General features: G+C 67.9%; 18 protein-coding genes and 1 tRNA gene. 4 read left to right on the plus strand and 15 right to left on the minus strand.

What is annotated here, in order from left to right; all coding sequences use genetic code 11:
• Positions 1-68 precede the first annotated feature (68 nt).
• The 4 genes from tilS to MGN01_RS03330 all read right to left on the minus strand — a co-directional run bounded on the left by tilS (position 69) and on the right by MGN01_RS03330 (position 3,460).
• The gene (gene tilS / locus MGN01_RS03315; protein WP_244612296.1) at positions 69-1,181 is read right to left on the minus strand and encodes a tRNA lysidine(34) synthetase TilS; all 1,113 of its coding nucleotides are present in this window, start codon (positions 1,179-1,181) and stop codon (positions 69-71) included.
• On the minus strand, positions 1,178-2,182 hold the full coding sequence (gene ybgF, locus MGN01_RS03320; protein ID WP_147045140.1) for a tol-pal system protein YbgF: 1,005 nt from the start codon (positions 2,180-2,182) through the stop codon (positions 1,178-1,180). Before ybgF ends, tilS begins: the two co-directional genes overlap by 4 nt.
• Before the next feature lie 115 nt (positions 2,183-2,297).
• On the minus strand, positions 2,298-2,801 hold the full coding sequence (gene pal, locus MGN01_RS03325) for a peptidoglycan-associated lipoprotein Pal (RefSeq protein WP_147045141.1): 504 nt from the start codon (positions 2,799-2,801) through the stop codon (positions 2,298-2,300).
• Between the two features lie 296 nt (positions 2,802-3,097).
• Positions 3,098-3,460, minus strand: a complete 363-nt coding sequence (locus tag MGN01_RS03330) for a hypothetical protein (protein WP_147045142.1) — start codon at positions 3,458-3,460, stop codon at positions 3,098-3,100.
• Positions 3,461-3,645: 185 nt separating this feature from the next.
• On the opposite strand from MGN01_RS03330, the gene MGN01_RS03335 reads away from it, so the two are divergent.
• Positions 3,646-4,044 carry a response regulator gene (locus MGN01_RS03335; protein WP_147045143.1) on the plus strand — a complete coding sequence of 133 codons (399 nt, stop codon included), beginning with the start codon at positions 3,646-3,648 and terminating at the stop codon, positions 4,042-4,044.
• On the opposite strand, the gene MGN01_RS03340 is transcribed toward MGN01_RS03335, so the two are convergent.
• Positions 4,027-4,899, minus strand: coding sequence for a WcbI family polysaccharide biosynthesis putative acetyltransferase (locus MGN01_RS03340; RefSeq protein WP_174804541.1), 873 nt, complete (start codon positions 4,897-4,899; stop codon positions 4,027-4,029). The two genes, MGN01_RS03335 and MGN01_RS03340, sit on opposite strands and share 18 nt — an antisense overlap.
• Before the next feature lie 190 nt (positions 4,900-5,089).
• On the opposite strand from MGN01_RS03340, the gene MGN01_RS03345 reads away from it, so the two are divergent.
• The gene (locus MGN01_RS03345) at positions 5,090-6,157 is read left to right on the plus strand and encodes a GSCFA domain-containing protein (protein WP_147045286.1); all 1,068 of its coding nucleotides are present in this window, start codon (positions 5,090-5,092) and stop codon (positions 6,155-6,157) included.
• A gap of 134 nt (positions 6,158-6,291) precedes the next feature.
• On the opposite strand, the gene hemC is transcribed toward MGN01_RS03345, so the two are convergent.
• The 7 genes from hemC to flhA form a co-directional block, all read right to left on the minus strand.
• Positions 6,292-7,221, minus strand: coding sequence for a hydroxymethylbilane synthase (hemC, locus tag MGN01_RS03350; protein ID WP_147045145.1), 930 nt, complete (start codon positions 7,219-7,221; stop codon positions 6,292-6,294).
• A gap of 59 nt (positions 7,222-7,280) precedes the next feature.
• Positions 7,281-7,580: an antibiotic biosynthesis monooxygenase family protein gene (locus MGN01_RS03355; protein ID WP_147045146.1), complete on the minus strand. Its 300-nt coding sequence runs from the start codon at positions 7,578-7,580 to the stop codon at positions 7,281-7,283.
• Between the two features lie 831 nt (positions 7,581-8,411).
• Positions 8,412-9,737, minus strand: a complete 1,326-nt coding sequence (locus tag MGN01_RS03360) for a type III PLP-dependent enzyme (protein WP_147045147.1) — start codon at positions 9,735-9,737, stop codon at positions 8,412-8,414.
• Positions 9,724-11,262 (minus strand): AMP-binding protein, encoded by a 1,539-nt coding sequence (locus tag MGN01_RS03365; RefSeq protein WP_147045148.1) that lies wholly within the window; start codon positions 11,260-11,262, stop codon positions 9,724-9,726. Before MGN01_RS03365 ends, MGN01_RS03360 begins: the two co-directional genes overlap by 14 nt.
• Before the next feature lie 7 nt (positions 11,263-11,269).
• Positions 11,270-11,533: an acyl carrier protein gene (locus tag MGN01_RS03370; protein ID WP_238258176.1), complete on the minus strand. Its 264-nt coding sequence runs from the start codon at positions 11,531-11,533 to the stop codon at positions 11,270-11,272.
• 21 nt (positions 11,534-11,554) lie between these two features.
• On the minus strand, positions 11,555-12,445 hold the full coding sequence (locus MGN01_RS03375; RefSeq protein WP_147045149.1) for a hypothetical protein: 891 nt from the start codon (positions 12,443-12,445) through the stop codon (positions 11,555-11,557).
• Positions 12,446-12,883: 438 nt separating this feature from the next.
• Entirely contained in the window at positions 12,884-15,028 is a 2,145-nt protein-coding gene (gene flhA, locus MGN01_RS03380; RefSeq protein WP_147045150.1) for a flagellar biosynthesis protein FlhA, read from the minus strand.
• Positions 15,029-15,232: 204 nt separating this feature from the next.
• On the opposite strand from flhA, the gene MGN01_RS03385 reads away from it, so the two are divergent.
• Entirely contained in the window at positions 15,233-15,934 is a 702-nt protein-coding gene (locus MGN01_RS03385; RefSeq protein WP_147045151.1) for a hypothetical protein, read from the plus strand.
• Positions 15,935-15,943: 9 nt separating this feature from the next.
• Here the strand turns inward: MGN01_RS03385 and MGN01_RS03390 are convergent, their stop codons facing one another.
• Positions 15,944-17,185 carry a KpsE/RkpR family capsule polysaccharide export protein gene (locus MGN01_RS03390; protein WP_147045152.1) on the minus strand — a complete coding sequence of 414 codons (1,242 nt, stop codon included), beginning with the start codon at positions 17,183-17,185 and terminating at the stop codon, positions 15,944-15,946.
• Between the two features lie 127 nt (positions 17,186-17,312).
• Positions 17,313-17,966, minus strand: a complete 654-nt coding sequence (locus MGN01_RS03395; RefSeq protein WP_147045153.1) for an ABC transporter ATP-binding protein — start codon at positions 17,964-17,966, stop codon at positions 17,313-17,315.
• Between the two features lie 208 nt (positions 17,967-18,174).
• Here MGN01_RS03395 and MGN01_RS03400 point away from each other — a divergent pair.
• Positions 18,175-18,264, plus strand: a tRNA-Ser gene (locus MGN01_RS03400).
• Positions 18,265-18,781: 517 nt separating this feature from the next.
• On the opposite strand, the gene MGN01_RS03405 is transcribed toward MGN01_RS03400, so the two are convergent.
• Complete coding sequence (locus MGN01_RS03405; protein WP_147045154.1) at positions 18,782-19,018, minus strand: hypothetical protein; 237 nt, start codon at positions 19,016-19,018, stop codon at positions 18,782-18,784.
• Positions 19,019-19,188: the final 170 nt, after the last annotated feature.

Raw genomic sequence — 19,188 nt, forward strand, 5'->3', positions numbered from 1 at the left:
CGGACGCACCACCCTCCCCGCTTCTCCCGGAGGAGATACGGATAAAGGCAACGTTCGGTGAAGGCGGGTCACTCTGGACACGCCCTGCCAATGTAAGCGCCACCCCCTGCCTTGCCAAGTAAATCGGGAGGCGACGCGACGTGACTGCCCGGATTGTCGCTGCGGGAGGTGCTGCGGGGCGGTGCCGGCGCAACCAGGACGAGGCCGGCAGCCGTCGCCTCGACCACCGTCCCTCGCAGCGTGCGTCTCAGGCATGCGCCCTGGTCGAGAGCAGGCAGGAGACTGCCGAGAACCAGACGTTCAAGGCGTTCGAGGCGTCGCGGTGTTGCGCGCTGTGGGTCCGACTGCACCGCCTCGATGGCTTGTTCGAGTACGCGAAGGGTGAGCGCCTCGGGTGCGGCAAGCAGAGGCCTACCGTCAAACGCGATGGTTCCGATCGCCGCCGGACGGCGTGCGGCATCGAAGAGGTCGCGCGCTTTCCGGACGAGCGCAGCTTCGTCACGGGCGAGCCGTTCGGCAAGACGCGTGAGCCGCTCCGGCGTCAGGCCCTCTGCGCGGAGGCGCGGCATTAAGCTGCGCAGCCGGGCGCGGGTAAAACGGTCGTCGGCATTGGACGGGTCATGCACGTATGGCAGGGCGTTTGCCGCGCAGTAGGCGATGAGTTCCGCCTTCGACATGTCGAGGAACGGTCGAGCGAGCCGGATGCCCTCCGCGAGCGGCCGCTCGCGGCGCATACCGGCGAGCCCTGCCGGGCCGCTGCCGGCGATGAGCCTCATCAGCACGGTTTCCGCCTGGTCGTCGGCAGTATGGGCTGTAAGCACCAGATCCGCGCCGATCGCGGCGGCATGGGCAGCGAGCAGCCGATAACGGGCAGTCCGTGCCGCGGCCTGGATGCCGCCGCGCGGCTCTGTCTCCCAGCGCAGGATGTTGTGCGCGAGACCGAGCGTCTTCGCGAGGCGGCCAACGGCCTCGGCTTCGCGACCGGAATCGGGCCTCAGGCCATGGTCGACCGTGGCGACGGAGAGAGCGATGGTTGGCGCGGCGGCTGCGGCGGCGTGCATCAGCGCCGTCGAGTCCGGGCCGCCCGATACCGCCAGGAGCACACCGCTCGGGGCAGGCCTATCGCGAAGGTAGGGAGCGAGGGCGCCTGTCAGACGGCTGCCGTCCTCACCGGAGGTCACGCCGCGCAGCGGGCGCGCTTCTGCTCGCGCTCGACGCTCTGACGAACGCTGGCTGTCGCGCTCGGATACTTGCGCTCGATCTCGGCGAGCGTCGCGCAGGCCTGGGCCTTGGCACCAAGCGCGTTGAGCGAGGTGCCGAGCTTCAGCATGGCCTCGGGCGCCACCGGCGATCCGGCATAGTCGGTCGAGACCTTGAGGAATTGCTCGGCTGCCTCACGAGAGCGATTGCGCTGCAGGTAGCTCTCGCCAAGCCAGTAGGTCGCCTTCGGCACGAGCTTGTCGCGCGGGTGCGACTGAATGAACTGGCGCAGGCTCATCTCGGCCTGCTCGTATTGCCGGCCCTGGATCAAGGCATAGGCGGCCTCGAAATCGGATTTTGCGTCGTTGCTGCCGGTTGCGGCGATGCTGGTGGACGGCGCCGGCTCGATGGCGCCGGTCGTCGGCACGGTAGGCGGCGCCAGGTCCACCGGGCCGCCGGGGCCTGCATCCTGATCGTCGTCCGCGCCTTCGTAATCGATCGCGGCCGGAACGCGGCGCAGGCCTTGGGCTTCACGCGCGACAGGCCCCTGCGAGGCCGCGGCGGGCGGGGCGGCGAAAGGCGCTGACGGGGCGGCAGTGCCGATCTGGCGCGGGGCGCCCGGAGCGCCGGGGTGCTGTTCGGGCTCGAAGGCGTCGCCGCGCTTGCCGGGCCGGCCTTCACCGGGATTGACCCCCAAGGGTGCCGGGCTGGCCGAAGGTGCACGCTTTACCGCCCCTCCCCCGCCCTTGGAGCCTTCCTGCAGGCGGAACTCGACGTCTTCCTGGAATTTCCGAAGCTGCTCCTTGAGCTGCCGGTTCTCGTACTGGAGGGTCTCGATCTGGCCCGAGAGCTGACGCGTGACGTTCTCGACGCGGTTGAGTCGGACGATCACGTCGGCGGCATCCTGCGCCTGTGCCTGCGGGCTTCCGAGGAAGACGAGGCTGCTGGCGAACGACGAGGCGAGAAGCAGGCGGCGGAGCATGGCGTAGGGCACCGGTCGAAGGACGTGCGCGCGGGAAGTCCGCCGCGCGCCGTATCAGAAGCCCCGGCTCGCGGCAAAACGAGGGCCGCAAGCCGTGAGGCCGGGTCGGACAGGATCAGGAGCCGGCGCGGCCACCGTCGAGGACGCTCACCGCGCGGCGGTTCTGCGACCAGCAGGAGATATCGTTACACACGGCCACCGGGCGCTCCTTGCCGTAGGAGACGGTGCGCATGCGCGACGAGGCGATGCCGCGCGAGGCGAGGTAGTCCTGCACGGCCTGGGCGCGGCGGGCGCCGAGGGAGTAGTTGTACTCGCGGGTGCCGCGCTCGTCCGCATGGCCCTCGATCAGGAAGGTGTAGCGCGGGTAGCGCTGCAGCCAGGAAGCCTGCTTGTCGAGCGTGGCGGTGGCAGTGGGGGTCAGGTCCGTCGAGTCGGATTCGAAGAACACGCGGTCGCCGACATTGACCACGAAGTCCTGCGCGCTGCCCGGCGTCGCCGCGCCCGCGCCGAAGGCCGATGCGTCCGCGAGGTCCTTGTCGTTGGAGCACGCCGCAACGCTGAGCGCGGCGCAGAGCGCGACGGCCAAGGGAAGCACGCGGAAGCGGGCGGGTCTGGACATGGTCTTGTCTCCTCGCGCGGCTGGACTGTGCGATCCGCCGCGCCTTGAAAGCTTCGTCCAGGCCTTTTTAGGCCCATGCGGTTAAGCGAAGGTTCGATCAACCTTGACGAGAGCTTTCCGTGTGCTGGTTTGATGCCCGATGCGGTGCGTGATCGCACGCAGCATCCGGCTCTCTCGTCTGTGCCGATCCACCGGAACGGCAGGGCCTTCTTCGCGCGACGATTGCGGCGTGGCGGCGGCGCGTTCTATGGCGATGCGAGATGGCGTGAGGCTGTGGCCCGGCGACAACAGCAGGATCAAACCCCGCCGCGCAGCCTCGCGATTACCGGCCTCGCCCGCGCCGCCTCGGCTCGCACAGCCTGGAGGGAGCTGTCGATGCCCGCACCGTCCAGACAGGCCAACTCGAGGTTCGCGCAGGCCCGCGACAGGCTCGCGAAGCCGAGGGTGCCGCTGACCGAGACCAGGGCGTGGGCATTAGCGCCGAGGTCGGTGCTCGCTACCGTGATCTGCTCCAGGCGCCGGACGATCTCCTCGTCGAGCCCGGCGAGAAGGTGCGTCAGCCGCTCCTTCCCGAATAGGTCCGTGAGATCGGCCAGCGTCTCGCGATCACAGACGGCCGGATCGACGTCGCTGAATGTCCCGGCCGCAGCGCTCAACATTTTGTCGCTTCTCCTGATTTGGTTACCGTATCAGGAGAGGATTTATCGATGATTAACTATTGCCACGTCTTCTGGGCAGAGAGCGCATGATGCGACCCCTCGGTCCGCGCGTGCCTCGGACACCAGACTGAACCACGAGCGTGACACGGCCTCGCCGATCCTGCTCTGAGACGGGGTCGAGCGCCATGACGCAGTCTGCCAGCGTCCTTATCGTCGAAGACAATTACCTCCTGCTCGAAATGCTCTCGAGCCTGTGCGAGCAGCAGGGAATTCGCGTCTTTGCCGCCTCCAGCGGAGAGGACGCGCTGACGATGCTGCGGCAACGCGCCTCCGAGATCGACTGGCTGTTCACCGACATCTCGCTGCCGGGCCTCATCGATGGCTGGGAGGTCGCCGCGGCTTATCGCGAGCAGAATCCCCGCCGCCCGGTCATCTACGCCTCGACCGCCCCGCATATCGCGCGGCGCACGGTCCCCGGAAGCATCTTCGTGCACAAGCCCTTCCAGGTCCGCGAGATCATCTCGCTGGCCAAAATGATGGTGCTGGCCGAGGGCGAGGAATCGCTGCTAAGCGCCGCGGGCTGAGGCGAACAGCGCCCGTATCCCAGGATCCGCGCGCCAAGCCGTGATGCGCTCGGCGCCCAATTGCTCGCGCGGCACCTGCGCATAGCGCGCGAAGCTCTCGGTGACGAAGCCCTTGAGGTTGTAGAGCCGCGGCGGGCGGCCTCTGACGGCCTTCGCCCGGAACAGCGGCTGCGCCTTCACGCCATAGTGAGCTGCTATGGCGGGATAGACTGGCCACAGCGCCTCCTCGACGAGCAGGTCCGGCAGGTAATCCTCGGCAGCGAGGTCGAGCGGCCCAAGGCCCGCCTCGACGGCGAGCCGGCGGGCGATGTCGGCGAGCACATGCAGCTTCGGATGGTTGCTGTCATGCATGAAGCAGCCGCGGCGCTGCCAGCGCGTGAGTTCCGTTTCCAGGCCGAACCCGACCTCCCGCGCGGCCATCAGCAGATGTGCCGTCCCCTCGTCCCAGGCGCGGTGGTATCCCAGCCGCTCGAAGACGGCGCCGTCATAGAGACCGAGTGTCTCCTCAATGCTCAGGCCTTCGAGGAAGCCGAACAGCGCGATCGCCGAGTGCGATGGCCCGAGAGGGCCGTGGACGAGCGCCGACAGCCTCAAGCTGGCGATGTCGCCGACATAGATCATGTCCGGATGGAAGGCCGGGAAGACCACGACGGGAAACATCCGGAGGCGCGGCAGCTTGCGTTGCAGGTCGAGCGTGTTGCCTCCCGGGAAGGAGGCGAGCCAGAAGAAATGCGAGAAGACGTGGTCGCTGTCGCGCAGGTGACGCGCCAGCCCGTCCTGATCGCCGAAGCGCTGCTTCAGATGGGCGATGAGATGAAGCTCGACTCGCGCATCGGGCAGCAGGAGTTGCAGCACCTGCGCGACGCCCTCCGCCTGGCAATTGCCGATGACGGTGATCTTCGGCCCGCGCCGCTCCGGTTCAGGCGCGGGCGAGCGCCACGGTATTGCCCAGGATGGTATCGAGAAGGTCAGGGCGGTGAACGCGCCAGCTGGTCCGGGCACGGGCAAGACTGCCGACGTTCCGGATGATGGAGACGGGTCGATCGTGGCGACGAACCCTTACAGCGATCTACCGGCCGAGCGATTCTGGCGCAAGGCCGTGGCCGGCGTGCCGCCCTTCGCGGTCGATCCGCGGCCAAAGACGGCCTTCGCGATCCGGCGCGAGGACCGGGTCGCCACCGCCGGCTCGTGCTTCGCCCAACGCGTCGCCGAGGCGCTGCGCGAGGCCGGCTTCAACTACTACGTCACCGAGACCGCGCCCGAGGGAACGCCGCGGGCCGAGGCGGAGGCGCGCCAGTTCGGCACCTACTCGGCCCGCTACGGCAACATCTACTACACCCGCCAGCTGGTTCAGCTCTTCGACCGGGCCTACGGCACGTTCCAACCCGAACTGACGGCTTGGCAGCGGCAGGATGGGCGCTGGGTCGACCCGTTCCGCCCGACCATCGAGCCGGCGGGTTTCGCGAGCGAGGCGGAGGTGATCGCGGCGCGCGACGTCCATCTGGCTCAAGTCCGCACCCTGTTCGAAACCCTCGACGTCTTCGTGCTGACTCTCGGTCTCAACGAGGGCTGGCGCTACCCCGCCGACGGGGCCGCGCTGCCGCTTGCGCCGGGCGTCGCGGGGGGCGTGTTCGATCCGGCGCTCTATGCCTGCGTGACCGCTGGCGCCGGCGAGATCGCCGAGGACCTGCGAGGCTTCCTGGCCCGGCTTCGCTCGGTCAACCCGGCCTCGCGGGTGATCATCACGGTCTCACCCGTGCCGATGATCGCAACCTACCGTGACAGACACGTGCTCGAATCGAACGGCTACTCGAAAGCAGTACTGCGGGCTGCGGCCGGCGAAGTCTGCGATGGCGCCGATCCCGCCACGGTCTACTTCCCCTCCTACGAGATCATTACCGGCAGCGGCCCGGCCGGGCGCTATTTCAACGACGACCTGCGCACCATCACCGATGCCGGCGTCGGCCACGTCATGCGCTCGTTTCTGGGAGCCTTCGCACCCAATCTTGCCGGGGCGCCTGTCGGCGCCGCCAGCTACGCCACGAAGGCCGAGTTTGCCGGTGTCTCGGGCGTCATTTGCGACGAGGAGGAGATCGAGCGCAGCGTGGCGTGACGCGGCCGGCCCCATCATGGGACAGTCGCAACGCCCCTCACGCCGAGGGGCCGCGCGATGCGGCCTCCAGATACGACCGCCGCTGATCGCAGCTTCAGGTAAGGGTCGTTCCCGGCGCCGAGCCGGTCTGCATCCTACTTCAGATGCTCGAAATACGTGTTGCCTGCGGCGCGCTTCAGCTCGGCCCCCGCCTCCCGGCCGATCGCGGCGGCGTCGCTGGCAGGGCCCTCGCGGGTCACAGCCCAATGCTGGCTGCCGTCCGGAAGGAATAGCAGCCCGTCGAGGCTGAGCCGGTCGCCCTCGATGCGGGCAAGGGCTGCGATCGGCGTGCGGCAGGAGCCGTCGAGCTCGGCCAGTAGGGCGCGCTCTGCATCGAGAGCCGTGGTGGCCTTGGCGCATGCGATGGGCTGCAGCAGCGCACGGATGGCGTCGTGGCCGGCCCGCGTCTCGATGCCGAGCGCTCCCTGCGCCACCGCCGGCAGCATCTCCTCGACGGAGAGCACGCTGCGCGCGACATCCTCCATGCCCAGCCGCTGAAGCCCGGCGAGCGCGAGCAGAGTCGCGTCGCACTCGCCCGCTTCGAGCTTGCGCATACGGGTGTTGGCGTTGCCGCGCAGTGGCACGATCTTGAGATCCGGCCGCTTCATCAGCACCTGCGCGCCCCGCCGCAGTGAGGAAGTGCCGACCCGTGATCCGGCCGGCAGATCGGCGAATCCGTTGGCTCCGTTGGCGGAGAGGAAGGCGTCGCGCGGATCGTCGCGCTCAAGGATGCAGGCGATGACGAGGCCGTCCGGCAGCCAGGTCTCGACGTCCTTCATGGAGTGGACGGCGACGTCGACCTCGTTGGCGAAGAGGGCCTGTTCCAGCTCCTTCGTGAACAGTCCCTTGCCGCCGATCTCCGAGAGCGGCCGGTCGAGGATCCGGTCCGCCACGGTGGAGACCACGACGATCTCGGTCTCCAGTCCCGGATTGGCCGCAACGATCCTGTCGCGGACCATGCCGGTCTGGGCCAGCGCCATCGGGCTGCCGCGGGTACCAATTCGGAGGGGGCGTGACAGGCTCATACCGATTGTCGTAGCCGAGGCAGGCTCGGGGTGTCACGCCCGCCCTGGCCGTTGCGCACTCAGAACGCCCGCAGCGTCAGCTCCGTATGTTCGACATGGGGCGGGCTTTCGAAGGTGTCGGAGACCAGCGCCCGGTAGTCCTTCCACGGCTGCGAGCCGGTGAAATCCTTGGTGTGAGCCTCGAGCGTGTCCCACTCGATGAGCAGCCGGTAGCGCTGCGGCTTCTCGACGGAGCGGCGGACCTGGAAGCTGCGGCAGCCGTTCGCCGCCTTGAAGATCGCAGCCGCCTGCTCGATGCCGGCCTCGAACTGAGCCTCGGAGCCGGCCTTGACGTCGATCTGTGCGATTTCGAGGATCATGGCTCGCTGCATACTCCGACTGTTGGCTGGCCGCGCTCATAGCGCCTTCACGATCGTTCTCCCAACACGTTTCCCTAGCCTCACCGCTTGATGACCGCGGTCAGTCCGGGTTCGGCTCACACGCCAGGGAATGACGCGGCGTGTCAAGATGCGCGTCATCGTCCCCGCGCGGTGCTCCGCCGGGGGCATGGCCTAAGACCACACCCCGATGAGGGGGTGACGCGGGACGCCGTGGAACCTCACGGCGCGCAGTGATCACAAACACATCCGCTTCCCCGGCGTCCCGCGGTTCCGCGCCGTTGTGAGCGGCGCGGGCCGGTTTTGCGTCACGATGCTCTCCGGAGCCTTCGACCTGTCGCTCAACACGCCCCGGTGCCGGGCGCCCATCTCGCAGGACGCCCCCATCCCGAGGAAGTTGCGTGGCACCTCCTTCCGTGCGCGACGCCTCCTAGTGGACGCCGCCGACAGCATCTCGGTGTCGCCGAGCCAGGGTCGGCCAAAGCCCGGCGCATTTCCTCGCCGAACCCCGCCCTGCCAGGACGAGCTTGCGTCGAAGCTCCGCCCGGGGCGGCGATGGGTGAGATCACCGACGCGGGCATCGCCCGACCTCCCACAAGCACCGCCCTCAACCCTGCGGCGCTCCCCCGACGGTTCGGGAAACCGGTACAGGCACAAAATCATATAATAGGAAATATGTCAAGACATAAAGCCTATGCTCACCGCCATCGCGGGCGCCGCAAAGCCATCCTGGGCCAACGATCTGAGGGGACGAGTGTGGATCCCGGATCGCTTCAGCTTCGCCCGACCACCACGGTGGACACGGCCCGAGCTTCACCGAGACGTCACGACCGATGCGATCGGTGCCTCGAAAGTCCCTCGCGGCCGGATCAGCGTGACGCTCCCTCGGTCCACCAGCACTTCTGCCGGGGTCGGATGGCTGAGAAAGCCGATCGGGCTTGCAGTGAGGCCGTAGGCACCAGATTGCAGGATCGCGACCAACTCGCCCGCGTGCAGGTCCGGCAGCGCGGCTTGCCGGGCCAGGGTATCGAGCGGCGTGCAGAGCGGGCCGACCAAGGTGCAGGGCGAGGCCTCGCGACCGGCCGGAGCGGCGGCGACGATCGGAAAGTCGCGCTTTATCACCTGGCCGAGATTGCCCGAGGCGGCGAGATGGTGGTGCATGCCGCCGTCGATCACGAGGAAGCGCGTGCCGCGCGACATCTTCGAGGCGAGCACCTGCCCCGCATAGAGCCCAGCGGGTCCAACGAGGAAGCGGCCCGGCTCGATCAGCACGCGCGCGTCGCGGATCAGGGGGTCGTCGCGCAGATAGGCGGCGAGGTGGTCGACGCGCTCCCTCAGCCGGCCGAGGTCCAGCGCGGTCTCGCCCTGAAAATACGGGATGCCGAGCCCGCCTCCGAGGTCGATCGTCTCCAGCGGCTGGCCGAGATGCCGTGCGGCTCGTGATGCGAGCTGCAGCCCATGCCCCCACTGACCGGCGAGGACGTCGGCATCCAGGATCTGTGTTCCGGCGAAGAGGTGGATGCCGGTGAGGCGCAGGGCCGGATGCGCCGTCACCGCCTCAATGACGGCCTTGATCTCCTCCTCGTCGAAGCCGAAGGGTGAGGGCTTGCCGCCCATCCGCATCGCCCCGCCCTGGGCAGCGGCCGAGGGATTGATGCGCAGCGCCACCGGCACCGTGACGCCGAGGCCCTGCCCGATCGCGGCGACGCGGGCGATCTCCTCGTGGCTTTCGAGATGGATCTCGCCGATGCCGCGCTCGATGACGAACGCGAGTTCGTCCAGCCGCTTGCCCGGCCCCGCGAACAGGATGCGCTCCGACGCGGCGCCGGCCGCGCACGCGGCGAGGTACTCCGCCGCCGAGGCGATCTCGAGCCCAGCGCCCTCTCTCACGAAGACCCGCGCGACGGCCGGGTTCGGGTTCGCCTTGATGGAGTAGTAGATGTCCGCGAAGCCCGCGACGGCCTCGCTCAGGGCGCGGAAGATGCGCCGCATGCGCTCGGCGTCGTAGACGTAGAGCGGGGTGCCGTGGTGCTCGGCGAGCGCGGATAGCGGAACGCCGCCCACCGCGAGCTCGCCCGCGACGGAGCCGAAGAGGTCGGCGAGCTGTTCGGCCGGTGCGGGGCCGTCAGGCTGCGGCATCCATGATCCTGTCCGCCGCGTTCCTCTCCGCGACCAGACGCTTGTAATCGACCTTGCCGTTCGGCGTCACCGGCAAAGCTGCCACGCATTCCAGGCTGCGCGGAACCATGTAGGCGGCGAGGCGCTCGCCCGCCGCCAGCAGCACGGCGGGAACGTCGAGGGCGCCCTCCCCCGCTACGGCGACCGCGTGGACACGCTGGCCGAGGATCGCGTCCGGCAACCCGATCACCGCGACCTGGCGCAGGGCCTTGGTCGCCATGAGGGCCTCCTCGACCTCGGAGGGGCTGATGCGGTAGCCGGCCGACTTGATCATCGCGTCGTCGCGGCCGACGAAGGTGAAGTAGCCGTCCTCGTCCTCGACCACGAGGTCGCCCGAATAGCAGACGAGGCCGCCGCCCTGCGCGGGGGCGTAGAGGGGATCGGGCCGCAGCACCCGGGCCGTTTCCTCCGGCCGGTTCCAGTAGCCGAGCGAGACCGTCGGCCCGCGATGCACGAGGATGCCGGGCTCGCCGGGCGCCGCGCGGCGCCCGTCCGGCGTCACCGCGAAGACCTCGCATTCGGGGATCGCCCGGCCGATCGAGCCGGGACGGCGCCCGACCTCGTCCGGCGGCAGGTAGGTCGACCGGAATGCCTCGGTGAGCCCGTACATCAGCACCACGTCCGTCCGCGGCCATTGCCGGCCCAGGCGCGCGACGATGTCGGTGGGCAGGGCACCGCCGGAATTGGTGACGTAGCGCAGGTCCGGCAGCGGCGTCGTCGCGAAGCGGGGCGTGGCCCGCGCCAGGATCGTCCAGATCGTCGGAACGCCGGCGAGTCCCGTGATGCGGTGGCGCGCCAGGAGATCGACGATGTCGTTGCCGAGCCGAAACCCTGCGAGCACCAGCACCGCCCGCTCCTGAACGGCGGTGAGCAACTGGTTCAATCCATAGTCGAAGCTGAACGGCAGCAGGGACAGGATGCGATCGCTGCCGGTGATCGAGAGATAGTTCGCGACGATCCGGCTACCGGCGAGCAGGTTGCGGTGGCTCAGCATCACGCCCTTGGGCGTGCCGGTGGAGCCCGAGGTGTAGAGGATCGCCGCGAGATCCTCGCCGAGGGCCGTATCGGCCGGCGGTTCGACCGCACCGACCTCGGCCTCCTCGACGAGAAGCGCGGTCGCAAGGTCGTGCAGGCCGTCGAGGGCGTCGCCCAGGGCGGACAGGCCGGCTCGGTCGGTAATCAGGACGCGGGCGCCGCAATCGGCCAGGATGTGGCGGACCTGAGCCGGTTTCAGCAGCGGATTGACGGGAACGAACACCGCGCCCGCATGGCTCACGCCGAAGATCGCCGCGCATTCCGCGATGCATTTCGGCAGCAGGATCGCGACGCGGTCCCCCCGCCGGATTCCCGCGGCGCGCAGGCGTGCCGCGCAGGCATGGGCCTCGGGGCGCAGCTCCGCATGCGTCACGGCCCGTTCGCCCTCGACGAGCGCCGTCCGGCCCGCATCGTCGGGGCGCGGTCCGAGCAGGTGGTGGAGCAGGTACATCGCGCGATCAGGCCGCGCGCTTGCGTGCGACGAAGCCGACGAGCCGGCCGAGCGTCGCGAGGTTGTCGGCGTCGAAATCGCCGTCGTCGAGGCCGATGGCATAGGTCTCGTCGAGGAACATCATCAGGTCGAGCACGCCGAGGGAATCGAGCGCGCCGGTGGTCAGGAGCGGAGTGTCGTCGGCGATCCCGCCGGCATGGGCCGCCGGAAAACGGCTCGCCATGAAGCCGAGGATCGTCTGCCGGATCGCGATCGGTGACTGGGATTGCAAGCGGGGGACTCCTCTTCGGGATCAGGTATCGAGGTCGAGCAGCACGAGTTCGGAGAAGGCGTAGTCGATCCGGTCACGGTCGAGGCCGCCCTTGCGGAAGCGGCAACGGCCTGTGCGGAAGAGGCTGCCGCGCGGGCAATCCGCCCGGTCCCCGTCGACCGTGAGCGCGAGGACGCCGCGCGCGACGAGGAAGCGGGCGATGGCGGCGCGGTTCGCGAGCACCCCCTGGCGGCTGTCGGCGTAGATCAGGTTGGCGTGACGGATGCCCATGCGGGGCGCCACCCGGAACAGCAGCGGCGACACCCGGTCGCCCTCGCGGAGCACGGCGGCGACGCAGCCCAAGGCCTCGTGCCGCTCCAGGAGATCGCCCTCGGCGACCTGCGCGGCCGCTGGATGGTTCAGCCCGACGACGCCGGCGCCGGAGGGCGAAGGCAACGCCGCCCAGGGCGGAAGGAAGGTGACGACTCGGCCCTCGTTGCAGGTCTCGAAGCCGAGCGCCGTGTTGAGCCGCTCGACCGAGGTCGACGGCGTCAGATCGGTGAAGACCGTCTCGCGCTCCGTGACGACCCGGCGCAGCATCATCGGCGCCTGCCAGCGATGCCCGGGGGCAACGTACCATCCCGCGAGGTTGACGGTCGCGGTACGGCCCTCGCGGCCGAGGCGCTCGCTGCGGAAGGTCAGCAGGACGCCGACATCCTCGCCGCGCGAGCGGAGCAGGTAGCCCAACGGACCGGATCGCCGCGCGGCGCCGAGGCGGGCGAAGCCCCGTTCCCAGAACCTGCGGTCCCGATCGGGGAAGCCGCGCCGGAGCACGGGGATCGCCTCGTCGAGTCCCCCGTCCGGGATCGGACGCAGGCCATCGCTTACGGGCGGCGCCTGGCTCTCCAATTGAAACGCGAGATTCGTCGACATGGACCGAATGATTGCAGCTCAGACCCGGCGTTGATGCTGTCGCCATGATCGATTGAGGCGACTATCTTGTCTATTTTTGCGTTCCTATTTAGTAAATCGGCGCAAATAGCTTAGCGAAGACGCAATGTGACAAAGTTTATACTTTCAGAGCATGAACGTGCGGAGCTGTCGATTAATCCGGTCGGCGCAACGAAAACCGCCCGACCGTTCGAAACATCGTGAATCGCGGTTAACGGCGGCGTGGCGCCCCGTGCCGAACGTCACCGCGTCCCCGGCAACCAACCTCGACTATGGGCGTTGACGGCAGAGTTTAGCTTGGCCTTACGCCGAAGAGGACCGCCATGACCGTGATCTCGCTTCTCGTCGCCGGAAATCTGCTTCTCGCCGGTGCCTTCTCCTGCGTGGCGATCCTGTCGGAGTGACGCGGCGGCCTGCCGCTCAGACCGACCCCACCGTCCTCAGCCGCGCCCGCGCGTGGATCTCCGCCTGACTCATCACCGGCGTCTCGCGACGGAAGCGCTCGATGATCGAGCGTACGAAGGGCCGTGATTGGACGGAAGTGACGAGCACTGGCATCTCGCCCATCCGGGCAGCCTGCTCGAAGCGGTCGCGTACCGCGTTGACGAAATCCGAGAGTTTGGACGGCTGCATCGCGAGGTAGCGCTCCTCGCGCTCCCCGACGATCGACTCGAGGAAGGCCTGCTCCCAGGCCGGCGACAGGGTGATGATCGGCAGCGTTCCGTCTGGCCCTTGATACTGTGCGCAGATCTGACGCCCGAGGCGAGCGCGGACGTGCTCGACGATGTCGCGCGGGTTCTTCACGTGGCCGGCAACCTCGGCGATGCCCTCGACGATGGAGCCGAGATCGCGGATCGAGACCCGCTCGGCCAGCAGGAGTTGCAGCACGCGTTGAATGCCGGTGGTGGCGATCTGCGAAGGCACGACCTCCTTCAACAGCTCGCCGTGCTCCTTGGAGAGTTCCTTGAGGAGCTTCTGGACTTCAACGTGGTTCAGAAGCTCGGAGACGTGCGCCTTGATGGTCTCTGTCAGATGCGTCGAAATCACGGTGGCCGCATCGACCACGGTGTAGCCCTTGAGCTGGGCCTGATCGCGCAGGGACGCGTCGATCCATGTCGCCGGCAGGCCGAAGGTCGGCTCCTGCATGTGCTGGCCGGGAAGCTGAACCTGGCCGCCCATCGGGTCCATCGCCATGAACTGGCCCGGGAAGACCTGACCGGTACCGGCCTCGATCTCCTTGACGCGCACAACGTAGGCGTTGGCCTCCAGCGCCACGTTGTCGAGGATGCGTACCGACGGCATGACGAAGCCGAGCTCGGCCGCGAGCTGGCGGCGCAGGGCCTTGATCTGGTCGGTGAGGCGGTCCTGGCCCTCACCGTTGACCAGGGCGAGGAGCGCGTAGCCCATCTCCAGCTTGAGGTCGTCGAGCTTGAGCAGGTCGGTGACCGTCTCTTCGGCGGGCGCGGTGCCTGCCTTGCCGTCGACGGCCTTCCCGGCCTCGTCGAGGGCCGCGGGGGCGTTCTTGTTGTCCCGGGCGATCTTCCAGGCGGCATAGCCCGCGGCGCCGCCGAGCAGTGCGAAGGGTAGCATCGGCATGCCGGGCAGCAGGGCGATCAGCCCCATCACGCCAGCCGACATGCCGAGCGCCTTCGGATAGTTGGCGAGCTGCTTCCCGAGCGCCTTGTCGGCTGAGCCGCGCACACCGGCCTTCGACACCAGAATACCCGCCGCCGTCGAGACGATCAGCGCCGGGACCTGGGACGCGAGGCCGTCGCCGATGGTGAGCAGCGTGTAGGTCTTGGCGGCGGCGCCGAAAGCGAGCCCTTGCTGCGCGACTCCGATGATGATGCCGCCGACCACGTTGATGCCGGTGATCAGCAGGGCTGCGATGGCATCGCCGCGCACGAATTTCGAGGCACCGTCCATGGCGCCGAAAAAGGAGGATTCCTCCTCCAGCGCGGCACGCCGCGCCTTGGCGGCTTTCTCGTCGATCAGGCCAGCGGAGAGGTCGGCGTCAATTGCCATCTGCTTGCCCGGCATGGCGTCGAGGGTGAAGCGGGCGGCGACCTCGGCGATGCGGCCCGAGCCCTTCGTGATCACCACGAAGTTCACGATGATCAGGATCGCGAAGACGATGATCCCGATCACGAAATTCCCACCCATCACGAAATGCCCGAAGGCCTCGATGACGTGTCCGGCCGCTGCGGTGCCCTCGTGGCCATGCCCGAGGATGAGGCGGGTCGAGGCGAGGTTCAGGGCCAGTCGCAGAAGGGTCGCGACGAGCAGCAGCGTCGGGAAGACCGTGAATTCGAGCGGGTTGTCGATGAACAGTCCCGTCATCATGATCAGCACGGACATGATGATCGACACTGCCAGCAGCAGGTCGAGCAGCACGGCCGGCAGCGGAAAGATCAGCACCGTGAGGATGCCGAGCACTGCGGTCGCGAAGAAAAGGTCCGTGCGCTTGCCGAGCGCCTGTAGGTCCGCGCGGGTCGGCAGAGACAGGCTGCCGAGGCCCGAGATGCCGGCACCGGCGCCGGGCGCGGCGCTCGCGGTCTCGCTCATGATCGTCCCGACTGCCTGAAAGCGCGGTGCGCATCGCCACACCGGTGCACCCGGCAAGATTTGCCGGGTGCATGGTTAGCGCTCCGTTAACGGCGGGATCCGGGCTGCTCTGGAACCCGATCGCGAGGCGATGGCTTGAACCGGCATTCAAGTCTGGCCGGGCTGCCGGACGCCTTCACGGACATGCATTCGAGGAGCCGAGCCATGGCCTCACGCGCCATCACCGCCCTGTTCGACGATTACGAGGAGGCCGTGAAAGCGGTCGACCGGATCGAGGCGGAGGGCGTTCCGCACGGCGACATCTCGATCGTCGCGAGTAACGAGGGCGAGCGCCATCTCGGCCGCCTGCCGCCGGCGGCGCATGCCACCCATCACGAGAGCGACGCCGCTGACGGTGCCGGTGCCGGCGCGACGGTGGGCACGGTCCTCGGCGGCGGAGCAGGCCTCCTCGCAGGCCTCGGCATGCTCGCGATACCTGGTGTCGGGCCGGTCGTGGCGGCGGGCTGGCTGGTCGCGGCGGTCACGGGCGCAGGCGTCGGCGCGGCGGCCGGCGGCCTGCTGGGTGCCCTGACCGGGGCGGGCCTGAGTCATTCGGATGCCGAGACCTACGCGGAAGGCGTGCGCCGCGGCGGGACCCTTGTTACCGTTCGCGCTGGTGACGATCGCGCAGACCGGGTGATGAGCCTGCTGCAGAAGAGCGGCGCGATCGACCTCGACGAGCGCGCGCAGGACTGGCGTGCGCAAGGCTGGACCGGCGGCACCGCAAGCGCCGGTCGGGCGGCTGCCCCGGTCGCGACCGGACACGCCCTCGCGGCAGACGATACGCCCCCCACTGCCACCCCGGTGCCCGCGACAGATCCCGACGCCGCTCCGCCGACGCGGCTTCCACCCAGTGCCATCCGGTGAGGCGCCGGGTCAGTTCGCGTATTTGCGGAAGATCACGGCAAGCGCGAAGGCAGCGAGCGAACCCGCAGCGATCAGGCTGATCATCAGTGTGCGGCGCGGCTCCGTCGACGATTCCGCGAGGATCGGTTCGACGATGGGGCTGAAGAATTCGAGCTGGCGGGCCGCCACGATCCGCGCCCGCTCATTCGCGGAGAGAACCTTCGCGAAATACTTCTCCGCGTCCTTGCTCTCGTTCTCGTAGGCCTCGAACTGCGCCAGGGCCGCCGACAGCACGCGCCGCTTGGCGGGATCCATGCTGGTGGCCTCACGCTCGAGCTTCTCGATATTCTCGTCGAGGTTCTTGATCTGCGCCTTCATGTCCTGGATGCGGCGCGTCTCAGGCGCGAGGTCGCGCAGCGACATGGCGAGCTGGACCTCCTGCTCGATCCGCACCTTGCGAAGCTCACTGATGACCTTGAGGTTGGCGTCGTTGGTCTTCGCCGCGTCGAGCACGCCTTCCCGGTTGCGCAGGTCGCGCATGGCGAAGCGTACCTTGTTCATCCGCTCCTCGGCACGCACGAGCTCGCGCTGACTCTCCGCGAGCCCATCGTCACGCAGTTTCTGCGAGAGCTCGTTCACCTTCCGCTCGCTCTCCCTCATCACGGCTTGCGCGAGCGCCAGGGATTCGTGCGGGTCGAACGCCTCGACATGCAGGGTGATGATGCCGGAGCCTGTTTCGATCTTGGTTTGAACCCGCTCGCCCCAGTATTTGACGAGCTTCTCGATCGGCTTCTCGGGATTGAAGCGCGACAGCCAGTCGATGCTGTCGCGCGAGAAGATTTCCCGCAGCGGCATCTGTCGCTCGATCGCCTCGATCATCGGACGGCTGTTGATGTAGTTCGAGGTGATGATGGTGTCCTGGGCGATGAGCTGCTTGGGCACGCCGTTACCGGTGCCGACCTCGTCCGAGGATGCCTTCTCCGTGCCCCCGACAGCGGGCCGGATGGCGAACCGCGCCTCGGTGACGTAGCGATCCGAGGCGATGACGCCGAAATACAGCGCGCCGAGCAGGGTCGGCACGAGGCAGATCGCCACGAACAGGAACGGCAGTAGCGGGTCGCTCTTGACGTGGCTGTGGTAGGACCGGATGCCCTTGTTGCGGTCCGCGAAGCGCGAGGCGCGCGCCATCTGCCGCAACGATTCCGCCACGGCGTTCGAGCGGTCTGCCGTGGTGAGAGCCTGGCCCTGCGGAGTGCGGATCTCGACGGTCATAGGCCTGTTGGTCCGTGTGGTTCACCCGCGGTCGGGGTGCAGACCCCCGTCTCCGCCTATCTCGGATCGCTCATCTGACTTACGGGCACGGCGAAACCGTGTCCGTCGGGCCGCTTTCGCGAAGCCCTCAGGTGTTGAGGCGCCGATACACCTCGATCGCCTCGTTCACGTCGTCGTAGATGATCGCGCGGCCGCCCACGAGGATGATCACCTCCGAGCAGTACGAGCGGATCGTCTCCATGTCGTGCGAGATCAGAATCACGTCGGCCGTCTCGCGGCGGGCGTTGAACACCTCCGCGCAGCGCTTCTGGAAGCGGCCATCGCCGACCGCGAGAGTTTCGTCGATCAGATAGCAATCGAACGGGATGGCCATGCTCATGCCGTAGGCGAGCCGCGCGCCCATGCCAGAGGAGTAAGTCTTGATCGGCACGTCGAGGTAGCTGCCGAGCTCGGAGAAATCCTCGACGAATTCGAGCACGCGGCGCGGATCCTCGCCGTAGATGCGCGCCACAAAGATGACGTTGTCGCGCCCCGTCATCAGCGGATGGAACCCACCAGCGAAGCCGAGCGGCCAGGACACGCGCAGGCCCCTATGCACCTTGCCCTTGGTCGGTTCCTCGGTTCCGGCGATCAGGCGCATCGTCGTCGACTTGCCCGCGCCGTTGATCCCGATGATGCCGTAGCTCGTTCCCGGCCGCAGCGTGAACGAGACCTTTTCGAGAATCGTCCGCTTCTGCCCGTTAGTGCGATAGATCTTCGTGACGTTGTCGAAGCGGATCACCAGCCGTCCATCCCCGATGCCGCCGGCTCACGCCTGCGTTCGCAACCGGCTCGATGTCCTGGGAAAGCGGCAAATCTGAGGATCGCCAAGGCGATGCGGGTCGCGCTGGACGTCCATCGGCAGAGAACCCACCCGACACGCTTCGAGCGCCTTGCCAGCTGTGGCCGCAGCGGGTTACAGGACGCCGCCCGCGCTGATGTGCGGGCCTGGAGGGGTGGCCGAGTGGTTGAAGGCGCACGCCTGGAAAGTGTGTATACGGGAAACCGTATCGCGGGTTCGAATCCCGCTCCCTCCGCCAGCCCATCGATCTGATTTTCGGCAGCCCTTCGGCTTTGAAGCCGGGCCGCCTTTTCGCTCGCTCATGTAACCGCGCTGGTCAGCGTTTGCGCCTGCTTCGCAAGGCAGAGCCTTACCCGTACAGGGCGCCTCTCCATCCTCATGCGGTAGCAAGATCGCTATCAATAGGTCGCAGCACCCTCGCAGAACAGAGCCGCTTTCACGGCTTTGATGCAGCAGAGGCGCAGTAAGCGCGACCTGAAAACGAGGCTCAGATGGTCAGAGGCTGGCAGCGCCTGATGCGAGGCTCCGGCGCGATCGGGTCAGCGACCGCGGAGAAAGAAGAACCAAATGAGCAGGATCACCGGGATCGGGATGCCGATGAGCCACAAAAGACCGCCCATAAGCATGATGTCCTCCTGAATTGCAGCCGGCAACGCTAAAGCCGGCAAAAGGTTTTGAGGGCTGACCGGCTCTCGCCAAAAAGAAGGCCCGCCGACATCTCAGCCAGCGGGCCGGTCGGCTTGTGCGAGCGAGCTTCAGTTCGAATTGTTGCCGCCGCCAGCGCTGCCGCGAGCGCCCGGCTGTGAGGGCGACGACGAGTTGCCGCCAGCGGCCGACGAAGTGGCGCCACGCCCGCCGGTGTTGCTGGGGCTCATGCTCTTGGTGGTCGACATGCGCTTGTGGCGACTGCGTGCTTCGGCAGAATCCGCCATCTGCGCCAGAGTGAACGAAGAGAGCGCCAGAGCGCAGGCAGCGATGGTCAATTTCTTCATGATCAGCTTGTCCCTCAAGGGCTTGGGACTCACGCAACGGGCCACCAGCCCGAATAGTTCAGTCATCGGCCCACGAAAAACGTCCGCCGCCGCGACGGAGCGCGAGGACGGGGCTGTTACGATGGGTGGAAGGGGACTGATGGTGGGCCCGGCAGGACTCGAACCTGCAA

This window comes from Methylobacterium gnaphalii (assembly GCF_007992215.1).
Lineage (GTDB): Bacteria > Pseudomonadota > Alphaproteobacteria > Rhizobiales > Beijerinckiaceae > Methylobacterium > Methylobacterium gnaphalii.